Source organism: Burkholderia sp. 4NA327C6, from assembly GCF_005502655.1.
In the GTDB taxonomy this organism is placed as follows: Bacteria; Pseudomonadota; Gammaproteobacteria; order Burkholderiales; family Burkholderiaceae; genus Burkholderia; species Burkholderia contaminans.
On sequence record NZ_SCNZ01000015.1, the window covers coordinates 157,534 to 175,323 of the forward strand.

General features: G+C 67.7%; 16 protein-coding genes. 11 read left to right on the plus strand and 5 right to left on the minus strand.

Annotated features, from left to right (window positions below):
* Window positions 1-21: 21 nt before the first annotated feature.
* The 4 genes from FFS49_RS17655 to FFS49_RS17670 are packed head-to-tail and all read left to right on the plus strand — an operon-like array spanning window position 22 to window position 3,809.
* Window positions 22-1,098, plus strand: a complete 1,077-nt coding sequence (locus FFS49_RS17655; RefSeq protein WP_105817277.1) for a nitrate ABC transporter substrate-binding protein — start codon at window positions 22-24, stop codon at window positions 1,096-1,098.
* Window positions 1,099-1,129: 31 nt separating this feature from the next.
* On the plus strand, window positions 1,130-2,188 hold the full coding sequence (locus tag FFS49_RS17660) for a PhnD/SsuA/transferrin family substrate-binding protein (protein ID WP_105817278.1): 1,059 nt from the start codon (window positions 1,130-1,132) through the stop codon (window positions 2,186-2,188).
* Window positions 2,188-3,003: an ABC transporter permease gene (locus FFS49_RS17665; protein ID WP_105817279.1), complete on the plus strand. Its 816-nt coding sequence runs from the start codon at window positions 2,188-2,190 to the stop codon at window positions 3,001-3,003. Before FFS49_RS17660 ends, FFS49_RS17665 begins: the two co-directional genes overlap by 1 nt.
* A gap of 17 nt (window positions 3,004-3,020) precedes the next feature.
* Entirely contained in the window at window positions 3,021-3,809 is a 789-nt protein-coding gene (locus tag FFS49_RS17670) for an ABC transporter permease (protein WP_105817280.1), read from the plus strand.
* On the opposite strand, the gene FFS49_RS17675 is transcribed toward FFS49_RS17670, so the two are convergent.
* Both FFS49_RS17675 and FFS49_RS17680 read right to left on the minus strand, forming a co-directional pair.
* Window positions 3,800-4,918 (minus strand): sigma 54-interacting transcriptional regulator, encoded by a 1,119-nt coding sequence (locus FFS49_RS17675; protein ID WP_071333158.1) that lies wholly within the window; start codon window positions 4,916-4,918, stop codon window positions 3,800-3,802. The two genes, FFS49_RS17670 and FFS49_RS17675, sit on opposite strands and share 10 nt — an antisense overlap.
* 120 nt (window positions 4,919-5,038) lie before the next feature.
* A complete protein-coding gene (locus FFS49_RS17680) occupies window positions 5,039-5,719 on the minus strand; it encodes a class II aldolase/adducin family protein (RefSeq protein WP_071333159.1) in 681 nt (226 codons plus the stop codon).
* A gap of 386 nt (window positions 5,720-6,105) precedes the next feature.
* On the opposite strand from FFS49_RS17680, the gene FFS49_RS17685 reads away from it, so the two are divergent.
* The 7 genes from FFS49_RS17685 to FFS49_RS17715 all read left to right on the plus strand — a co-directional run bounded on the left by FFS49_RS17685 (window position 6,106) and on the right by FFS49_RS17715 (window position 12,264).
* Entirely contained in the window at window positions 6,106-7,389 is a 1,284-nt protein-coding gene (locus FFS49_RS17685) for an alpha/beta fold hydrolase (RefSeq protein ID WP_105817281.1), read from the plus strand.
* 143 nt (window positions 7,390-7,532) lie between these two features.
* Window positions 7,533-7,823 (plus strand): co-chaperone GroES, encoded by a 291-nt coding sequence (locus tag FFS49_RS17690; protein ID WP_011694564.1) that lies wholly within the window; start codon window positions 7,533-7,535, stop codon window positions 7,821-7,823.
* A gap of 12 nt (window positions 7,824-7,835) precedes the next feature.
* Window positions 7,836-9,476, plus strand: a complete 1,641-nt coding sequence (gene groL, locus FFS49_RS17695; protein WP_039354347.1) for a chaperonin GroEL — start codon at window positions 7,836-7,838, stop codon at window positions 9,474-9,476.
* Window positions 9,477-10,008: 532 nt separating this feature from the next.
* Window positions 10,009-10,380 (plus strand): DUF6697 family protein, encoded by a 372-nt coding sequence (locus tag FFS49_RS17700; protein WP_071333161.1) that lies wholly within the window; start codon window positions 10,009-10,011, stop codon window positions 10,378-10,380.
* Window positions 10,381-10,438: 58 nt separating this feature from the next.
* Window positions 10,439-10,657 (plus strand): hypothetical protein, encoded by a 219-nt coding sequence (locus FFS49_RS17705; RefSeq protein ID WP_232357069.1) that lies wholly within the window; start codon window positions 10,439-10,441, stop codon window positions 10,655-10,657.
* 132 nt (window positions 10,658-10,789) lie between these two features.
* Complete coding sequence (locus FFS49_RS17710; protein ID WP_105817282.1) at window positions 10,790-11,311, plus strand: PTS sugar transporter subunit IIA; 522 nt, start codon at window positions 10,790-10,792, stop codon at window positions 11,309-11,311.
* Window positions 11,312-11,370: 59 nt separating this feature from the next.
* Window positions 11,371-12,264, plus strand: coding sequence for an acetylglutamate kinase (locus FFS49_RS17715; RefSeq protein WP_105817283.1), 894 nt, complete (start codon window positions 11,371-11,373; stop codon window positions 12,262-12,264).
* 41 nt (window positions 12,265-12,305) lie between these two features.
* On the opposite strand, the gene FFS49_RS17720 is transcribed toward FFS49_RS17715, so the two are convergent.
* The 3 genes from FFS49_RS17720 to FFS49_RS17730 form a co-directional block, all read right to left on the minus strand.
* Window positions 12,306-13,454 carry a porin gene (locus FFS49_RS17720; RefSeq protein ID WP_105817284.1) on the minus strand — a complete coding sequence of 383 codons (1,149 nt, stop codon included), beginning with the start codon at window positions 13,452-13,454 and terminating at the stop codon, window positions 12,306-12,308.
* Between the two features lie 363 nt (window positions 13,455-13,817).
* Window positions 13,818-15,947 carry a methyl-accepting chemotaxis protein gene (locus FFS49_RS17725; RefSeq protein WP_269757781.1) on the minus strand — a complete coding sequence of 710 codons (2,130 nt, stop codon included), beginning with the start codon at window positions 15,945-15,947 and terminating at the stop codon, window positions 13,818-13,820.
* Between the two features lie 199 nt (window positions 15,948-16,146).
* Window positions 16,147-17,790, minus strand: a 1,644-nt coding sequence (locus FFS49_RS17730) for a family 2A encapsulin nanocompartment cargo protein cysteine desulfurase (RefSeq protein WP_137951015.1), incomplete at its 5' end; no start/stop codon positions are given.

Consider the following 17,790-nt stretch of genomic DNA (forward strand, 5'->3'; position numbering starts at 1 on the left):
CGCAGAGAGGGAATCTCACCCATGACAGACAGGCCCGATTCGTCATCGGACAAGCAACAGACGTTCTGGTACGCCCGCTCGCCCGTGCCGACCCCGCTCGGCATCGCCGTGCATCTCGGCTGGCTCAACGGCGAAACGTCGGCCGATGGCGTCGCGATCCGCTCGCCGCGCGGCGACACGCGGCACGACGTGTCGTCGATCAGCGATCACACGCTCGCGCAGTCGTTCCGCCAGGGCGGCAGCATCCCCGCGATGTGGGCGCGCTCGAACGGCGCGAATACGCGCGTGATCGGGCTGTCGTGGGTCGACGAATCGCAGTTGATCCTCGCGCGGCCCGAGTCGGGCATCCGCTCGGTGAAGGCATTGCGCGGGCGCCGCATCGCGATCCCGAGCCGCCCCGACGACCGCATCGACATCTTTCGCGCGTCGGCGCTGCGCGGCTTCGTCAACGCGTTGAGCCTCGACGGGCTGACCACGCGCGACGTCGAACTCGTCGACGTGCGCGCACGCACGCTGCAGGCCGTCGGACCGGCGCGCGCGGCGAACCTGTTCGCGTCGCCGCAAGGCTTTTCGAGCCGCGCGCTGTACGCGGCCGAAGCCGGCGCGCTGCTGCGCGGCGAGGTCGACGCGATCTACGTGAAGGGGTCGACCGGCCTCGAGATCGCGCAGCTGATCGGCGCGCACGTCGTGATCGACATCGGCTTTCATCCGGAGCGCGCGATCCGCAACAACAACGGCACGCCGCGCCCGCTGACCGTCAACGCGGACGTGCTCGCGAATCACCCGGACATCGTCGCCGGCTTCCTGAAGCTCGTGGTCGCCGCCGGCGACTGGGCCGGCACGCACCCCGACGAAACCGCGCACTACGTGGCCGGCGAAACCGCGTCGTCGATCGACTGGGTCCGCGCCGCGTACGGCAACCAGCTGCACCGGCATCTCGGCGTCAACCTCGACGACGAATCGGTCGCCGCGCTCGACGACTTCAAGACGTTCCTGCACGACCACGGCTTTCTGGAAGCCGACTTCGACGTCGCCGACTGGATCGATCCTCGGCCGCTCGCCGACGTGCTGCGGCCGTCACTGCAGAAACGTGCGTGAGCCCCTTTTCCGTTCACTGTTCGGAACCGTCATGAAACCCATACTCTCCCTCACGTCGCTGCGCCGCCCGCTGCGCGCGCTGCTCGCCGCGCTGCCGTTGGCCGTCGCGTCGCTCACAGCACCCGCCGCTCACGCTGAAGACGCGCCCAAGGTCGTGCGGATCGCCGTCGTCGCCTATTCGAGCGGCGGCAAGACGCAATACGCGGGCGCGTCGGCGCTGATCGACGCCGACAAGTCGCTCGAGAAGGCGCTCGCCGCGCGGCACGTGAAGCTGCAATGGGTGCCCGTATCGACCGCAGCGGTCGGCACGCTCGTGAACGAGGCGTTCACGAACGGCAGCATCGATTTCGCGGGCTACGGCGACCTGCCGTCGGTCGTCGTCAACGCATCGGGCACGCATACGCGCCTGATCGTGCCGGGCGGTGTCGGCAGCAACACGTATCTCGTCGTGCCGGCCGGCTCGACCGCGAAGTCGATCGTCGACCTCAAGGGCAAGCGCATCGCGCTCAATCGCGGCCGGCCGTGGGAAGTCACGTTCAGCAAGCTGCTCGCCGAGAACGGGCTGAAGCTGTCCGACTTCAGGATCTACAACCTCGACCCGCAGGCCGGCGCGGCGGCCGTCGCGGCCGGCCGCGTCGACGGCTTCTTCACGCTGTCCGACGCGTATTCGCTCGTCGACAAGAACGTCGGCAAGATCATCTGGTCGACCAAGACCGCGCCCGACGACTGGAAGATGCGCGCGGAACTGTGGGCATCCGACGATTTCGTGCGGCGCTACCCCGACATCACGCAGCTCGTCGCGACGGCCTACGTGCGCGCCGCGCACTGGATCTCGCAGCCGCAGAATCGCGACGCGTACGTGAAGATCCTGAGCGCGTCCGGCCAGCCTGAAAGCGTCGTGCGCCGCGAATACGCGGATGAGAAGACACCGTGGAAGGAGCAATGGACGCCGCTCTTCACGCCCGCGCTGACCGGCCACTACCGCGACGTCATCGCATACAGCCGCCAGGCCGGCCTGACGACCGCGCTCAAGCAGCTCGGGCTCGACGGCTACTGGCGCGCCGACGCGGCGCGCGTCGCGAGCCGCTGATGCCGATGCATGCCCTCGCGTCGAACGGCACACGCGCGCTGCGCCTGCCCGGACCCGCACGGCTCGGCGGCATCGCGCTGTCGTGGGTCACGCCCGTCGCGTTCGTCGCGCTGTGGTGGCTCGCGAGCGCGCAGCGCTGGTTCCCGCCGCAGCTCGTCGTGCCGCCGGATCGGCTCGCGGCAACGCTGCGCACGCTGCTCGACACGGGCGAATTGCGCGACAACCTGCTGATCACGCTGCATCGCCTCGCGCTCGGTTTCGTGATCGGTGCGACCGGCGGTGCGGCATTCGGCATCCTGCTTGCGCGCAGCCGGCTGTTCGCCGATTACCTGCGGCCGACGTTCGACCTGCTGCGGCAGGTGCCGACGCTCACGCTGATTCCGCTGCTGATCCTGTTGATCGGCGTCGACGAGCCGCTGAAGCTGGTCGTCGTCGGCAAGGCCGTGTTCTTTCCGGTCGCGCTGGCCGCGTACACGGGTGTGCACGACGCGCCGCGCGATCTCGTCGAGATGGCGCGGCACTACGGGCTCGGCCGCTTCGCGCTGCTGCGCGACGTGCTGCTGCCCGCCGCGTTGCCGCCGCTGCTCACCGGCGTGCGGATCGCGCTCGCGCGCGCGTGGCTCGCGCTCGTCGCGGTCGAACTGCTCAGCGCCGACAGCGGGATCGGCCAGATGATGGAACTGGCGCGGCAGATGCTGCGCCTCGACGTCGTGCTCATCGACGTCGCGGTGATCGGGCTGATCGGCTTCGCGATCGACCGGTCGATCGCGCTCGTGCAACGCTACGCATTGCGCTGGCAGACGCCCGCGCGCTGAACGAACAGGTTTCAAGAATGACACTCGCCAAGCCCCCCGTTTCGTTTGCCGTGCTGCGCCGCCGGGCGCGCGGCCTCGTCGTGCCGGCCCTGCTGGTCGCCGCATGGCAATACGCGTCGTCAGGCGACGCGGCCCATCAATACGCATTCGTACCGTTGCAGCAGGTTGGCGCCGCGCTCGTCGAACTCGCACGCAGCGGCGAACTCGCAACCGATCTCGGCGCGAGCCTGCGCCGCACGACGCTCGGCCTCGCGGCAGGTGTCGCGGTCGGGCTCGTGTTCGGCGCGGCGATGGCGCGCTCGACGCTCGCGCGCAAGCTCGGCGAGCCGGCGTTCCAGGCGCTGCGCTACGTGCCGGTGCTCGGACTGATTCCGCTGCTGAGCCTGTGGGCCGGCACCGGCGAATTCGCGAAGGTGTTCATCATCGCGCTCGCCGCGTTCTACCCGATGACCACCGCCAGCTTCGACGGGCTACGCCGCGTCGATCCGCGCTATGTCGAACTCGCGCAGTCGTATCGCCTGACGCGCGCCGGCCTGTGGCGCGACGTGCTGATTCCGGGCGCGCTGCCCGACCTGTTCGCGGGCGTGCTGCAGGCCGTGCCGTTCGCATGGATCACCGCGACCAGCAGCGAGCTGCTGTTCAACGCGGGCGCGGGGGTCGGCAGCCTGATGCAGAACGCGCAGGCGGGCGCACGCGCCGACGTGTTGCTGGTCTGCGTGCTGGGCGTGACGGCGCTCGCCGTCGGGATGAGTGCGCTATGCGAGCGTGTCGCGCAGCGCGCGCTGCGCTGGCGCGATCACGCCTGACGGCGCAGCCGCGCGTCGGCGTCGCCCGCGTCGCGCGGCTTCAGGATGCCGAGCTGCGCGAGCCGCGCACGCACGATGTTGCGCGACTGGTCGAGCAGGCGCGACATGCGCAGCTGGTTGTGCTCGCTGTAGTCGAACACGCTGCGGTAGACGGTGTCCTCGATGTGCTGCCACAGCGACGGCGTGCCGAGATCCAGCAGCTCGATCACCGCGTGGCGCAGCGCATCGGTCGCCTCGGCCACGTCGCGCGCACGGCGCGGCGGCGCCGCCGCAGCGGCGCGCGGGTCGCCGGCATCGGGCGAAAGCGACAGCGCGGAAAACTGCAGGTCGCTCACATCGATCGCGCCGCCCGCGCAGATCAGCACCGCGTGGTGGATCACGTTCTCGAGTTCGCGGATGTTGCCGGGCCACGCGTGCGCATGCAGCCGGGCGCGCGCGGCGTCCGTCAGCGTCGGCGCGGCCACGCGCAGCCGCTTCGCGTAGGTGTCGATGAAGTGTTCGATCAGCGGCGCGATGTCGCCGGGCCGCTCGCGCAGCGGCAGCAGGCTCAGCTTCACGACGTTGAGCCGGTAGTACAGATCCTCGCGGAAATTGCCCGCGCGCACCGCGGCTTCGAGATTCACGTTGGTCGCCGCGACGAGCCGCACGTCGATCTTCACGGTCTTGCGCGAGCCGACCGGCGTCACCTCGCGCTCCTGCAGCACGCGCAGCAGCTTCACCTGCGCGGACAGCGGCAGGTCGCCCACCTCGTCGAGAAACAGCGTGCCGCGATTCGCGGATTCGAACCAGCCGGGCTGGCTGTTGATCGCGCCGGTAAATGCGCCGCGTTCATGGCCGAACAGCTCGCTCTCGATCAGCGTCTCGGAGAATGCGCCGCAGTTGACCGCGACGAACGGGCCGTCACGACGCTCGCTCAAGGAATGCACGAGGCGCGCGATCAGCTCCTTGCCGGTGCCGCTCTCGCCGGTGACGAGCACGGTCGCGTCGCTTGGCGCGACGAGCTGGATGCGCTCGAGCAGCACCCGCGATTTGGGATCGTCGAACGTCAGCGCCTTCGCACGAATCGTGATCGCATGCGAAGTCGGGTCCGGCAAGCTGAAGATGGCCATGGCACGACCGGCGTATTGAACGGGGAAGATTCGACGATAGCAAGGCGCGCGGCGGCCACGAACCAATTCATCGAGCTATCGGTATGACGGCGGCCGGATTGCGCCGGCCGCCGCGCGGCATCACGCGAGGCCGGTCATCTTCCATTGCTGCTCGAGCGCGCCCGGCCCGAATTCGAGCGAGCCGCCGAGCGGCTCCGCGAGCGCCTGGAAATACGCGGCTTCCTCGAGGATCAGGATGTACTTCGACACGTCGAGGATCGATTTGCCCCAGAACGTCGCGCCGCCGTTCGCCTCGATAATCGCCGGCACCTCGGGGTCGCGGCGGATCGTGTCGACGATGAAGCGCGGCTCGCCGGGGCGGCGATCGACATACACCGGAATCTCGCGGGCGCGCGTGTAGCGTGCGGCCGGCGCATAGCGGATCGGCAGCGGGCGATGCGCGCTCGCCCAGGCGCCGAGGTACGGGCCGTGCACGTGGATCACGACGCCGACTTCCGGCGCTTCACGGAACACGTCTGCATAGCGCGGCCCGTTGCCGCCCGCGCGCGCGTCGCCGTGCAGCACGTCGCCGTCGAACGTCACGACGACGGGCTGGATCTCCTGCGACGCGGCCCACGGGCTCGGCGCCGACAGCGCGACGATGAGTTCCGTGCCCGGCACGCGCTGGAACGCCTGGAACGTGTTGGTCGCGGACAGCGTGCGCGTGTCCTTCAGCACGCGTTCGGCCTGCGTGAATTCGCGCGTGGCGCGCTCGACGAATGCCACGAGTTCGCCGCTGTCGATGGTCGAGGTGACTGGCATGAGGACGGTTTCCTTGATCGGGTGAACGGATGGGCTCGCATCGCGATGTCGGAACGCCGCGACGCACGGCTACCGGATCAGCAGCAATCGTGCCAGCCGGCCATGCGTGCGCCGAAGGCCCGCGCGACGGGGCGCGTGCGCCTTGCACGACGCGCGCCTTGCGATCCATGCACGCGCCTCTGTTGCGGGAGCAACAGCCCGCCGGCCCGGATTGCTGCGCGACACGCAGCCGGTCCATGCGCGGACGCGCCGACGCGCCACGTGATGGCCCGTCGCGCCGTGCGCCGCCTCTGCAACGCGCGCTGGTTCGAAACTTGCGTCGTGGTCGGCCCGCGCCGCGCACTGTCCGGCACGTCCGATCCGACTTCACCGACATCCATCCGACCATGACGCTTCTCCCCCTGCGCGGCCATGCCGCGCGCACGCTGCTCGCTTCGGCGCTCGCCGTCTCGTCGCTCCTCTCGCATGCGGCTTCACCGGGCCGCGTTCCTGCACCCGATCCGCTTCAGGGCGACGGCCGCGTGTCCGCGTTCTACACGTGGGACCGCGACATTCCGGCGACGCCCGGCGTGCTGCTGCGCACCGAGCCGCTTCCGGCAACGCTCGGGCTCGCGAGCGCCGGACGCCAGCTGCGCATCCTCTATGCATCGACCGACGGTGTCGGCGGCCGCACGCCGATCGCCGTGTCGGGTGCGCTGTTCGTGCCGCGCGGCACGCCGCCCGCGGGCGGCTGGCCGATCGTCGCGTGGGCGCACGGCACCTTCGGGATGGCCGACATCTGCGCGCCGTCGTGGTTCGGCCGCTCGTATCGCGACGTGCGTTACCTGAACGCGTGGCTGCAGCAAGGGTTCGCGGTCGTCGCGACCGACTACCAGGGGCTCGGCACGCCCGGCCCGAATCCGCAGCTCAACAACCGCTCGAACAGCTACACGCTGCTCGACAGCGTGCGCGCGGTGCTCGGCGGCGTGCCGGGCCTCGCGAACGAGGTCGTGCTAGTCGGCCAGTCGCAAGGCGGCTCGGCCGTGTTCGCGGCGGCCGGCTACGCAGCCACCTATGCGCCCGAACTCGCGATCCGCGCGACCGTTGCCACCGGGACGATCTACAACGCGTCGCCCGCCACGCTCGCGTCGCTGCCGAAGTTCGAGAGCGCGTACCGGCGCGATCCCGAGCGCGTCGATCCGACGCTCGCGTACCAGTTCTACTCGGTGCTCTCCGCGCAGCAGTTCGACCCGTCGCTGCGTGCGGACGAAGTGCTGACCGAGCAGGCATTGCCGATCCTCGAACAGTCGCGCATCAGTTGCCTCGCATCGCTCGAGGACGACGCGGCGCTCGCGCACCTCACGCACGCGAACACCGTGAAGCCCGGCGGCGATGCGCGGCTGAAGGCATGGTGGGACGCGTACCTCAAATACCCGACGCTGAAGATCGCCACGCCCGTCTTCATCGGCGCGGGTGCCGACGACGGGCTCGCGCCGCTCGAACTCGCGCTCGCGAAGGACGCATGCGCGGCCGGCACGACGGTCGAGGCGCACCTGTATGCGGGCCGCGAACACAACGGCACCGTGAATGCGTCGCTCGCCGATTCGATCCCGTTCGTGAAGCGCGTGCTCGCCGGCGAGACGATCCGCCCGGCCTGCACGCCCGCCGCCCAGCAGGCCGTGTCGCAATAGCGGCGGCGACGCGCTTTTGCACGACGGCGCGAATGCATTTCGGAATCCGTTATTGGATTGCGCCGCCGCGCATTTTTATACTCGTCAGCACTCTCTGTTAAAGAGTGCCAGCCAATTTCAACAGATCAGCACAGGACGAACCAATGAGCCTACGCCCCTTGCACGACCGCGTGATCGTGAAACGACTCGACCAGGAAACCACCACCGCATCGGGCATCGTGATCCCCGACAGCGCGGCGGAAAAGCCCGACCAGGGTGAAGTGATCGCCGTCGGCCCCGGCCGCAAGGACACGGACGGCCAGCGCATCGTGCCCGACCTGCAGGTCGGCGAACGCGTGCTGTTCGGCAAATACGCGGGGCAAGCCGTCAAGGTGGACGGCAACGAGTTTCTCGTGCTGCGCGAGGAAGACATCGTCGCGGTCGTCAATCAATAACGGAGCGCAATCATGGCAGCGAAGGAAATCATTTTCAGCGACGTCGCACGGGCCAAGCTGACGGAAGGCGTGAACATTCTCGCGAACGCGGTGAAGGTCACGCTCGGGCCGAAGGGCCGCAACGTCGTGCTCGAACGCAGCTTCGGCGCGCCCGTCGTCACGAAGGACGGCGTGTCGGTCGCGAAGGAAATCGAACTCGCGGACAAGCTGCAGAACATCGGCGCGCAGCTCGTGAAGGAAGTTGCATCGCGCACCAGCGATGCGGCCGGCGACGGCACCACGACGGCCACGGTGCTCGCACAGGCGATCGTTCGTGAAGGCCAGAAATACGTCGCGGCCGGGCTCAACCCGCTCGACCTGAAGCGCGGCATCGACAAGGCCGTCGCGGCGGCCGTCGACGAGCTGAAGAAGATCAGCCGCCCGACCACCACGAGCAAGGAAATCGCACAGGTCGCGACGATCTCCGCGAACGGCGAGGAATCGATCGGCCAGCGCATCGCGGAAGCGATCGACCGCGTCGGCAAGGAAGGCGTGATCACCGTCGAGGACGGCAAGTCGCTCGCGGACGAGCTCGATGTGGTCGAAGGGCTGCAGTTCGATCGCGGCTACCTGTCGCCGTACTTCATCAACAATCCCGACAAGCAGATCGCCGAGATCGAAAGCCCGTACATCCTGCTGCACGACAAGAAGATCTCGAACATCCGCGACCTGCTGCCGGTGCTCGAACAGGTCGCGAAGTCGGGCCGGCCGCTGCTGATCATCGCGGAAGATGTCGAAGGCGAAGCGCTCGCGACGCTGGTCGTGAACAACATCCGCGGGATCCTGAAGACGGTCGCCGTGAAGGCGCCGGGCTTCGGCGACCGCCGCAAGGCGCTGCTCGAGGACATCGCGATCCTCACCGGCGGGCAGGTGATCGCCGAGGAAACGGGCCTGACGCTCGAGAAGGCGACGCTCGCCGAACTCGGCCAGGCGAAGCGCATCGAAGTCGGCAAGGAAAACACGACCGTGATCGACGGCGCGGGCGATGCGAAGAACATCGAAGCACGCGTGAAGCAGATCCGCGTGCAGATCGACGAAGCGACGTCGGACTACGACCGTGAAAAGCTGCAGGAACGCGTCGCGAAGCTCGCGGGCGGTGTCGCGGTGATCAAGGTCGGCGGGGCCACCGAAATCGAAGTGAAGGAAAAGAAGGACCGCGTCGACGACGCGCTGCACGCCACGCGCGCGGCCGTCGAGGAAGGCATCGTGCCGGGCGGCGGCGTCGCGCTGATCCGCGTGCGGCAGGCGATCCGCGAGTTGCAGGGCGTGAACGCCGACCAGAACGCGGGCATCAAGATCGTGCTGCGCGCGCTCGAGGAACCGCTGCGCCAGATCGTCACGAACGCGGGCGAGGAAGCGAGCGTCGTCGTCGCGAAGGTGGCCGAAGGTTCGGGCAACTTCGGGTACAACGCGCAGACCGGCGAATACGGCGACCTCGTCGAATCGGGCGTGCTCGATCCGACCAAGGTCACGCGCACGGCGCTGCAGAACGCGGCGTCGGTCGCGGGGCTGCTGCTGACGACCGATGCGACCGTGTTCGAAGCGCCGAAGGATGCGGCGCCGGCGGCGGCGCCGGGCGGCCCGGGTGCGGGTGGGCCGGGGTTCGATTTCTGATGACCCGACGCGTATGCCGGTTCGCCGGCATGCGCGCCAGCTTGCAGACTCCCATTGCGCGTGGCGACGACAGTCGTCACGCGTTTTTTGCTTGGTGCGCCAGGCCGCACCGACCACGCCACCTTTACGACCTTTTTACTTGCGCCCGCGCATGCGTTCACTAGAATGTGTTCGCAATCGATCCATCACCGAGTACGCACATGCGCATCCGAAGTCCTCGCCCTCCGAGTTGCTTTTCTGCCTGACAGGCAGGACGCCTGCGTCTCTCTTTTCCCGAGCCACCGTCCTGCCAGCAGGCGGACGGTGCGCGCCGTAGTCTTTCCCGTGCACGCTTGAACACGACGTCGATGCGTTAGCCGCGCATCGCGCAGGTCAGCTTGTTGGCGCGGAATTTCCCGTATCACGACACGCCATCGATCCGCCGCCCCGGCAACGTTCGACTGGAATGCCTCGCATCCCGCATGCCGATCCAGCCTGATTACTTTGCATACCTTATTTAACCGACGGAAGTTTCCGATACCGGAGCACGAACATGTTCGAGATCGACAAGCAGTACACCCGCGAATTCATCCACACCGCGTGCGGCGGCAGCAAACAGGCGTTCCTGCCGACGAAGAACGGCAAGGTCGTGGCCGCCTGCCTGCGCACGGACCTCAACCCGCACGCACCCGACGTGATCCTCTGCGACGGCAGCGCGTCCGCCCGGGCGGCCGGCAGGACGCTCGCCGCACAACGCGACGCGATTCCGGTGTTCATCCGCATGGCCACCGACGCGTACCGCTTCGTCGGCCAGTACATCGTCAGCGAATCGCTCACCGCACCGCTCGACTGCGCGCCTTATGTGCGCAACAGCAGCTTCACGCCCGGGCAGATCTCGCGCGTGCTCAAGCTCAAGCGCTGCTGACCCGCTTGACGGGCGCCTCGCGCGCCCGGTCCCGGTCAACTTTCATACAGGAGCAATCATGCTTGGCCTGACGTTCTGGAAACACGTGACCGGTGCGCGGACCGATGCAATCCGCACTGACAGGGCGGCTGCACACGACCGGCACCGACGGGTGTCGAGAACGCTCGTGCTGACGAGTGCCGCGGTTGCGTTCACGGCGATCGCGTTCGGCGCGCCGGTGGTCGGCATTTCGGTGTTTCTGCTGACGACGCTGCCGTTCGTGCTGTCGGGTACCTGAAGCGGAAGGTGCCGGGCCCGGTTCCATCGGCGATCGATACACAATTTTGATGCCGGGCCCGCGCGTATCTAACACCGTCTTTACGCGGTTTTGTCTAGGATTGCCCTGTCATCCCGACACGGAGAGATCCGCATGCAAACGCAGCAGGCCGCCGCCGGCGGCCAACCCGACCTTCCCTACCGATGCGGCGGCGCACCGCTCGCGACCCGGCTGGCCGACGCCTGCCCGCCGGACAACATCCTGCTCGACGTACCGGTCGAAAGCGCGATCCAGTTGTTCGACCTCGTCGCGCGACATATCGAGCGCAGCAGCGGCGTATCCGCGGAACGGATCAGGACCGAACTGACGAAGCGCGAGCAACTCGGCTCGACCGGCCTCGGCCAGGGCGTCGCGATTCCGCATGCGCGTGTCGCCGGCCTCCGCTCGGCCATCGCGCTGTTCGTTCGCGCGCAGTATCCGTTCCCCTTCAATGCACCGGATCGCAAGCCCGTGCGCGAATTCATCGTGCTGGCCCTGCCGCAGGAAGACAACCGCGCGCACCTCGAACTGCTCGCCGACGCGGCGCGCTGTTTCAGCGAACGCCCGTTCCGGCAGGCGTCGCGCGACGCGCTGACGCCCGACGAGATTCACCAGCTGATGCAACGCACGTATTGATGCCGTCTTGATGCCGCGTCGTGCGGCAACACGCACTCCATTCATCCATTCGGATTCCCATGTTCCCAGACCCTGAAAGTCCCACCCTGACGTCGCGCCGCGTAGCCGGCCTCGCGCGCTCGCTGCCGTTCATGCAGGCCCTGCACGGGCAGACCGTCGTCATCGTCGAAGGCGGCGCCGCGAGCGACGCACGCACCCGCCACGCATTCGCGCAGGATGTCGCGCTGCTCGCACTCACCGGCGTTCGCCCGATCGTCGTGCAGGGCATACCGGCCGCATCCGGCACGCAATCGGTCCACGCCGTTCACGCGGCGATGGCGGGCATCAATCATGAACTGGTGCGCCTGATCGGCAGTCACGGCGCCAAGGCGATCGGCATCGACGGCCACGACGGCGGCCTGCTGGTGGCGAGCGCCGATTCCGACCGCTCCGACACGCGCGCGGTCGCCCGCTTCGACGGCACGGCGCTGAACGCGTTTCTCGAGAACGGGCTGGTGCCCGTCGTGATGCCGATCGCCCCGGACGACGCAGGCCGTGACCACCTGCTGCGCGCGGAACGGCTCGGCAGCCTGTTCGCACAGCACACCGGCGCCGTCACGCTGGTGATGATGGTCGACAGCGCGCTGCTGCGCGAACTCGGCGAGCTCGCCGGGCTCTATGGCATCACGGAACTCGAGCAATGGCTTGCCGAGCATCCGGCCGCAACCGCAGCGCCTTGCGTGCGGGAAGCGCTCGATGCGCTCGCGCACGGCGTGCAGAACGTCCATCTCGCCGATATCGGGCAACCCGAATCGCTGATCGACGAACTGCTGACGGAGGAAGGATCGGGCGTGGTGTTCTGCCGTCGCGGCAACACCGACCTGCTGGCGGAAACCCGCCGCTACTTCGCGGATTCGGCGAGCGTGCTGCGCGACGGCTTCAACGTCGAGCAGAAGCAGGTCGTGCGGTTCTGAATTTTGCAGCGGAAACGCTCGCGGCGCAGTGCGCAGTGCCGTCAGAACATCTGGCGCAGGCCGACGGCAGCCCCGACGTTGTTGGTCCTGCCGATCTGGTCGACCTTGCCGGTGAGCCGGTTGGTGGCACCCGGATAGTCGGCCGCGAACGCACCGTTGCCGCGCGAGAAATCGACCGTGCCGTAGACCTCCGTATGCTTGGACAGCGCATACTCGGCCAGCACGGTCGCCGAGTAGTTGATCCCCGAGCCGAGCGTGCCGTCGAGCCGCTCCGCGTTGCGTGCGTGGCCGTAATAGCCCGCCACCGTGATCAGCAGCGGCGCTGTGGCCTGCCAGTTGGCGCCGACGTAGAACGTGTCGTCGATGCGGTTCGGGCTCCCGCCGCTCAACGCCGGTGCGCCGGCCTGCTGCATGTTGACGTCGGTCGTGCCCGTCTTGTCCTGGCCGTGCAGCCAGCCGGCCAGCAGGCGGACGGAGGGCGTAACCTGGTACGCGCCGCTCACGTGCAGGAAGTTCACCTTCGCGCCGTTGGTCGCACTGCCGTTCACGGACGATACCGAGGTCTGCTGAAAGCCTGTATTGATCGACGCGGGCCCTTGCGCATAGGTGAGCTCGACGCCGTACGTGCTGTCGAGGCCCATCGCACCGGCATGATTGCCGAAGCCGTAGATCGCGTCGACGCTGAACCCGTTGTACGTGAATGCGTACTTCACCGAGTTCGGCACCGTCAGGTAGTTGCCGATGCCGTTGTACGCCCAGCTGTCCTGCCAGTAGTCGCCGACGGTCATCGGATCGAATACGTCGCCCATCGTGTCGTACAGCGGCGCGTACTGGTTGCCGAACGTCAGCGTGCCATATCGGCCGTTCGACAGGCCCACGTAGGCCTGCCGGCTGAACAGCGTGTTCGCGACGTGCAGCTTGCCGTCGCCCAGCTCGAAACCGTTCTCGAGACGGAAAATCGCCGACAGCCCGCCGCCGAGATCCTCGCTGCCGCGCAAGCCCCAGCGGCTGTGCGTTTCCGGGCCGACCGTCATTCCGATCAGGTCCTTGCCGTCAGGGCCGGCATTCGTCTGATAGCGGATCGCCGTATCGACGAGGCCATACAACGTAACCGAACTCTGCGCGAACGCGCACGATGCTGACATGGTGAAAGCGGCGCCGATACAACCGGTGACAACGGTGCGTCTCATGAAAGGCCTCCCTGAGCAATTGATTTTGTAAGCAGTCCGATAGCATTCGTGGACGGACGCCATTACTGCGAACGGGAGAATAATCGGCCATATTCGCGGCACCTATTACCGCTTCTGGATTGGACCTTTCCAGCGTCGTCAACAATCGCTGTCGTGCGCGATGCGGCTGCCCGGCGCGATCGAGTTCCGCTGTCGTGGCCTTCCAGGCGGCGGGTAAATCACGTCCCGCCCCAATGAATTGCGCCGGGTCGAAGCGCGGCACCGATGGTTCGATGCCCAGTTGCCGGAGCATGGCCACGGCGCGCAGAGCGGGAACGATCTCGACACGGTGCGTCCTTCGCGACCCGATGTTCCCGCATCGAATCAGGCTCGGGCGGCATCGATCCGGAATACCGCGATCGTCGCTTCCAGCTGCCCCGCCTGCGCTTTCAGCGCCGCCGCCGCTGCCGATGCCTGCTGCACCAGCGCGGCATTCTGCTGCGTCACCTGATCCATCTGCGCGACGGCCTGATTGACTTGCTCGATGCCCCGCGACTGCTCGTCGGACGCGGCGGTAATCTCGCTCATCAGTACGTCGACCCGCCGCACCGACGCCAGTATTTCCGTCATCGTCCCCGTCGCGCGATCGACCTGCCGTGCGCCGGTGTCGACGCGCCTGAGCGAATCCGTGATCAGTTCCTTGATTTCACGCGATGCCGCGGCACTGCGCTGGGCCAGCGAGCGCACTTCGCCCGCCACGACCGCGAACCCGCGCCCCTGTTCGCCGGCCCGGGCCGCTTCGACCGCGGCGTTCAACGACAGGATGTTGGTCTGGAAGGCGATGCCTTCGATCACCGTGATGATCTCGGCGATCTTGCCGGACGATTCCGACAGCCCCCGCATCGTCCTGACGACCTCTTGCGCGGCCTGATTGCCCTGCTCGGTCAGCAGCGCCGCGTCGCTCACCACCTGGCTGGCCTGCTTCGCGTTCTCGGCGTTCTGGCGAACCGTCGACGTCAGCTGCTCCATGGACGCGGCCGTCTCCTCCAGCGACGCGGCCTGCTCCTCGGTCCGTTGGGACAGGTCCATGTTGCCCGCCGCGATTTCCCGTGCGGCGGCGTCGATCGCGTGCGAGCCGTTCTGCACCGCCCGGATCGTCTGGAGCAGTTCGCCCTGCATCGTCTGCAAGCCGGTCAGCAGTTGCCCCATTTCGTCGGTCGAATGAATCTCCACCCGGGTCGTCAGGTCGCCTTCGGCGATGGCGCCGAAATGGCCCAGTGCGTTCGCCAGCGGCGTGCCGATCGCCCGTTGCAGCGACCACCATGTCAGCGTGGCCGCCCCGAGCGCGACCATGCTCCCGGCGACCGCCATGCCGATGAACCAGCGGAAGCGTGCCTGCGCGGCATCGAACGTCGCCCGCGAAGCCGTGATCTGGAGCTGCCCGAGCGCATCCATGGCGTCGGACGCGTCGATGAACAGCGACGGCGGGATGCGTCGCCAGACTTCCGGAATTTTGGCCGCATCATGGGTGGCTATGACCTCGAACATCGGCTCCAGCCCGTGGTCGACCAGCGCCTTGAACTTGCTGCCGGCGTCGGCCGCGCGACGGGCCTCTTCGGGGCCGGAGAACGGCAGCGCACGATAGGCGTCCCACGCCTTCCTCGATGCGGCCAGCATGTCGCGGGCCACACCGGTTTCCTGCGGAACTTCGTCGCTGGCCGGATCGAGCGCGATGCGATACAGCCACAGGCGCGTCCTCGACAGCGCGACATTCGCCTGCCCGAGCGCCTCCGAAGAAGCAAGCCGTTCGGAATAGAGCGTCTTCACGTCGTTGTTTCCGATTGCCATGCCGACCACGCCGACGATGCCGCCGACGACCAGCAATACTCCGAGAAAACCCATCGCCAGCGCCAGACGGGTGCGAATGCTGAAATTCTTGATCATGGTCAGGAGAGCGTTGAGCACGCCGCCGGTGCATGCGACGCATGCGCGTGAAACCAGTCGGGTACGGCACGTGCAAGGTCGACTTCCCGATAACGACCAAAGTGACGCCGGGATTAACGCAGAATCCGTAACGGACGTTTCCAGAAGCGGCGAGTTGTGATCCGCGCGAGTCCGTGATAACGGGGTGTGCAACGCTTGCTCGCTGAATCGTCGGATGACTATCCGGGTGTCCGGGCGCTGGCGGGCACGCACGTCGTGTGATGGCATGCCGATGCACCCCTGCATGCACGTCGGGCTGTTTTCGAACGCGTGCTGCGTACCGGTTTCCACGCGCAATGATTTGGATGCCAAACCATTCAGGGTGCCCTGCCCGAACGCCGTCAATGATGCCTCAGCCACTCGGCGAGCAATCAACCCGCGGGACCGCCGCTCGCTCGCGACCTGCTGCGCAGCCTGCGCCGGGCCATGCCCGAACTTCGTGATCACCAGTTCGACCGCGATCGCGCAGCGCCGGCGCGATGACCGGCTCTGGCCGCCGCGGCGGGATTCCGGGCGCACGGCACGGCGCAATGGCGCTCCCGTCAATGCGCCGGTTGCCGATCCCAGGCCGTGCTCGATACGACGGCCAGGCTATGGAGGATGGGGCGCGACGGATGGCTGCTCACGGAACGTCGAGCGGCGCGCCATGCCCGCATCGCCGCGCAAATGAGGCCGCTTGCGACATCCCGTTGCCGGGCGCCACAAGCGGCCTCCTCGCAGACGGCATGCGTCAGCGTCGCGTCGCCAGCCTTCTCACGACACTCACCAGCGCATCGACTTCGTCGCACGTGTTGTAGAACGCGAGCGACGGCCGCACCGTGGCCTCGAGCCCGAAGCGACGCAGGATCGGCTGCGCGCAGTGATGCCCCGAGCGCACCGCGATGCCCTCTTCGTTCAGCGCCTGCCCGACTTCCTCGGTCTCATAGCCCTTCAGCACGAACGACAGCACGCTCGCCTTGTCACGGGCCGTGCCGACGAGCCGCACGCCCGGCACCGGCGCGAGCACGCTCGTCGCATACGCGAGCAGGTCGTGCTCGTAGCGCGCGATGTTCTCGATGCCGACCCGGTTCACGTAGTCGAGCGCGGCGCCCAGCCCCACCGCATCCGCGATGTTGCCGGTGCCGGCCTCGAACCGGTTCGGCGGCGGCTGGAACACCGTGCGCTCGAACGTCACGTCCGCGATCATGTTGCCGCCACCCTGCCACGGCGGCATGTCGTCGAGGATCGCGCGCTTGCCGTACACGACGCCGATCCCGGTCGGCCCGTAGATCTTGTGCCCGGAGAACACGAAGAAATCCGCATCGAGCGCCTGCACGTCCACGCGCATGTGCGAGATCGACTGCGCGCCGTCGACGAGCGCCTTCGCACCGGCACGATGCGCGAGCTCGACGATCTCCTTCACCGGCACGACCGTGCCGAGCGCGTTCGACACCTGCGTGACGGACACGATCTTCGTGCGGTCGTTGAGCAGCTTCCGGTATTCGTCGAGCAGCACCTGCCCCGAATCGTCGACCGGAATCACGCGCAGCTTCGCGCCCTTGAGCGCGGCAAGCTGCTGCCACGGCACGATGTTCGCGTGGTGCTCGAGATTCGACACGATGATCTCGTCGCCTTCGCCGACGTTCTGCACGCCCCACGACTTCGCGATCAGGTTGATCGCCTCGGTCGTGCCGCGCACGAACACGATTTCATCGGGCGACGATGCGCCGATGAAGCGCTGCACCGTTTCCCGCGCATGCTCGTACGCATCCGTCGCGCGGCCGGCCAGCGCATGGGCCGCGCGGTGAATGTTCGAGTTCTCGTGTGCGTAGAAATATGCGAGCCGGTCGATCACGGCCTGCGGCTTGTGCGTCGTCGCTGCATTGTCGAACCACACGAGCTGCTTGCCGTTCACGCGCTCCTGCAGGATCGGGAAATCGCGGCGGATCGCGTTCACGTCGAACGGCGGGTGTGCGCCGCGATACAGCTGGCCTTGCGGCTCCGCTGCGTGCGTGTCGTCGATGAAGTAGCGCGGCACGTCGGCGCCCGACGCACGCGACACCGGCACGTCGCGCTGCACGGCGAGCAGCGCGCGCAGCGCGTCGTCGCCCGGCAACCCGAACGCTTCCGGCGACGCGAGGCCATTCGACGGCACGACGATGTCCTGCGGCGTCCCCTGCCGGCCTTGCAGCGAGCCGTCGGTGAAGTAGTACGGCGAAGCCTTCGCCGCGCCTTCCGGTGCCGGCGCATTCACGGGCGGCACGCCGAGCGCCGCGCCGCCGACGCGCGGCTCCAGCGCCGGCGCGATCGACACGACGTTGTCGGGCAGCCCGTTCTGCGCGGCCGCATGCGGCGCGAGCGCGGGTGCGCGGTTGCCGAGCGACAGCACGTGCGT